The 2,626-nt window shown below is 39.5% G+C and carries 2 protein-coding genes; both read right to left on the reverse strand.

All coding sequences use genetic code 11. The annotated features are described in order from the left end of the window. Window positions 1-158: 158 nt before the first annotated feature. Complete coding sequence (gene istB / locus A6M13_RS12050; RefSeq protein WP_066546652.1) at window positions 159-917, reverse strand: IS21-like element helper ATPase IstB; 759 nt, start codon at window positions 915-917, stop codon at window positions 159-161. Then, window positions 914-2,455, reverse strand: a complete 1,542-nt coding sequence (gene istA / locus A6M13_RS12055) for an IS21 family transposase (RefSeq protein WP_066546655.1) — start codon at window positions 2,453-2,455, stop codon at window positions 914-916. Before istA ends, istB begins: the two co-directional genes overlap by 4 nt. Window positions 2,456-2,626 lie beyond the last annotated feature (171 nt).

A 2,626-nucleotide genomic window follows, 5' to 3' on the forward strand; every position in this document is an offset into this window, starting at 1 on the left:
TGAGTACTGCGGAGCGTTTGAGCCAGCAGTGCGGAACTTTAAGCCAGTGAATGCGGAGTTTTGAGCCATCGAGTGCGGACAATTGAGCCACTTTTAAGAAAAGGAAAACAACTAGCTGCTAGTACACTAGTTGTTTTCCTTTTTAATTTGAAAATAATCTATCGCTTAAATGGTTTTAGACCATGACGCTCGCGCATTGAGATTTCGCCATCAATTAGAATATGGTAAGAATCATGTACAATACGGTCTAAAATAGCGTCTGCGATTTGAGCATGACCGAGTTTCTCGTACCAGCCTTCCGGCGCAAATTGAGAACAGAAGATAGTTGAGGTCTTTTTTAAACGAGCCTCTATAATTTCAAAAACATTTAAAACTTGTTCCTCTGATAGATTTGTTAAAAGCCATTCGTCTATAATGAGTAAATCGATTTTTTTGTAATGCTGAATGAGCTTTCGATAGCTGCCATCGGCTTCATATTTCGCTACAGCTAGCGCATCTAATAGTTCTGGGAGGCGTATATATTTAACTTTGTGAAATTGACGACAGGCATGGACTCCGAATGCATTGGCTATGTAGCTTTTTCCGTTGCCTGAAGCGCCCATCAAAATGATGTTATGGTGATTTTGAATGTAGTTTCCTGTAGCTAATTCTAGGATGAGGTTTTTATCTAAACGGCGGTCTGGATGGTATTCAATATCTTCAATGGCAGCCGATGGCTCATTGAACGTTGCTTGTTTGATTAAACGAGCGAGTTTATTCGATTTGCGACGATCATATTCTGTATCTGTTAAGAGACTAAAAAGATCATTAAAATCCATATCACGATAAGCGGGATTTTGATTGATTTCCTGATAAAGTTCAGCCATTGCACTTAAGCCCATTTCTGAAAGCTTACGTAATGTTTCTTGTTTACTCATTTTTTCTCCCTCCCAAAATAAGCAGCGCCACGTGTAAATCCGTGATTTTCATTCGAAGCTTTTGAGACTGGTACGCTCTTTGTTTTTGAAGCCTGTTTTCTTCTTTCTAATAGGCTTTTTAAAACCGTATTGGAGGGATTTGATGAGATTTCAAGTAACGTTGCAATAGCTTGTTCAAGCTCTTCTGGCGTATATTTCTTCGCCATGTTTTGTAATGTACTTAAAATTTGGAGTGCCTTTTTCTCTACATGATTTTCTAAAATATACGCGACATATTTTTCCGTAAATGAACCGATGGTTGCTGCCCATTTAGTGACGTTTTCGGGATTGTGTTCTACATAAGAACGATGATGATCCGGCATGTGATCGATATTTGTAGAATATTGTCCGATTTCACCCTTTAATCGTTTATGGGATGCAATTCGAACTTCTTTAAAGTACACTTCAAGTAGATCTGTTGTTAAACGAATATCAACGGATTCACGAGCGTATTCGTAAGGGACGGAATAATACATGCGTTCAACTTGGATGTGGTAGTTCAGTTGAACCTTAGCGGTTTTCCATTCCGTCATTTTAAAGCGTATTTGAGGTATTTGTTGAAGAGCGCTTTTCTCTTCTTCCTCAAATACGCTTCTTCTTGTTCCTGGACGTTTTTGAAAATCGGTTGTGTTGATTTCTTCAAGTTTTTCAGAGATATACTGATTCAGCTCGTTAATGTGGAAACACTGAGTGTTGCGTAAAGCAGCGATGATTTGTCTTGAGGCATGCCCTACGCTACCTTCGGCACTTGGCTTATCTTTTGGCTTTTGAACACGACTAGGCACAATAACTGTACGATAATGATCAGCTAGTTCACGGTAAGCTTCGTTTAAAATAGATTCTTCACGTTTCGCTTTAATGACACCTGTTTTTAAATTATCAGGAACGAGAGTTTCCGTAACCCCTCCAAAATAATCGAAGGCATGGATGTGTGCTGTTAACCAATTCGTTGATTTCATGTCTAAAAAGGCTTCTACATACATCATTTGGCTGTACGGTAATGCAGCGACAAATACATACGCAGGTATTTCTTCACCTGTTGCACGATCTCGAATCGAAAGTGTTGCACCAGCCCAATCTACTTCCATAATTTCGCCTGGTTTGCGACGAAGTGGCATCGTTAGTTTAAATTTCCGCGCATAATGACCATATTTTTCCGCGAATGTCCGATAAGCATACGGGATTTTCTCTGCTTCCTTTGCAGCTAGCGCGTACTCGTGATGTAGAAGTTTGAGTGTCACATGCTTTTTCTGTAATTCTTTATGCACCTTCTCCCAATCCACTGGATAATAGCCTTTTTCAATCGGCTGTTTTTCTGGGTAGAGGTATTCCTCTAGCCAAATGTTTGTCATCGTGTCGTTTAACAAAGTAATCCCTAGCTTTTTTGCACGTTGAATAATGTCAGATATGGTGTTGCGAGAGTGTCCGGTGCTAGCGCTAATCGTTCTTTGGCTAATGCCATCAAAGGAAAGAGCTAATATTTTATGATAATCAATCATAAAAAACCTCCTGTTCTGAAGTGTCATGCCTAATGGCATGCTTCTCCATTATACAAGAGGTTAAAGAGAATTTATGTGAGTGGCTCAAATTTTCTGCACTCAATGGCTCAATTGTCCGCATTGAGTGGCTTAATGTTCCGCACTAGTGGTCTTTTTTGTTCGCAATATTCA

It is taken from the genome of Caryophanon tenue, assembly GCF_001700315.1.
Classification (GTDB): domain Bacteria; phylum Bacillota; class Bacilli; order Bacillales_A; family Planococcaceae; genus Caryophanon; species Caryophanon tenue.

Excerpts from the sequence above, each read along its gene's own strand:
- istB (WP_066546652.1), bottom strand. The coding sequence starts at position 917 with ATGAGTAAACAAGAAACATTACGTAAGCTTTCAGAAATGGGCTTAAGT.
- istA (WP_066546655.1), bottom strand. The coding sequence starts at position 2,455 with ATGATTGATTATCATAAAATATTAGCTCTTTCCTTTGATGGCATTAGC.